This is a genomic window from Psychrobacter sp. CAL346-MNA-CIBAN-0220 (assembly GCF_040309805.1).
Lineage (GTDB): Bacteria > Pseudomonadota > Gammaproteobacteria > Pseudomonadales > Moraxellaceae > Psychrobacter.
Genome location: NZ_JBEOPF010000401.1, coordinates 1 through 262, shown reverse-complemented (window position 1 = coordinate 262; position 262 = coordinate 1). Strand labels below are relative to the sequence as shown.

The window sequence follows — 262 nt, the reverse complement described above, 5'->3', positions numbered from 1 at the left end:
TACAAGTACTGTGAAAAACTTGAATTTTTTTAACGACGTAGTGCGTCTATACGTGCGTCAAGCGGTGGGTGAGATGAAAATAACTCAGCCATGCCTTTACCACTGGCAATACCAAAGGCCATCATTGAGCCTTCTAATTGCGATGGGTGGTTTTGCTTTAATCGCTCAAGGGCTGAACGCATTTTGTCTGCGCCTACTAGTTTGGCAGCGCCGCTGTCGGCAGCAAACTCACGTTGGCGGCTGTAATAAGCCACTATAACGC

At 47.3% G+C, this 262-nt stretch carries 1 protein-coding gene; it reads right to left on the bottom strand.

The window, feature by feature from the left end:
* Positions 1 to 29: 29 nt before the first annotated feature.
* Positions 30 to 262: M48 family metalloprotease (locus AAEY88_RS14135; RefSeq protein ID WP_350563398.1), on the bottom strand; the 233-nt coding region annotated here is incomplete at its 5' end.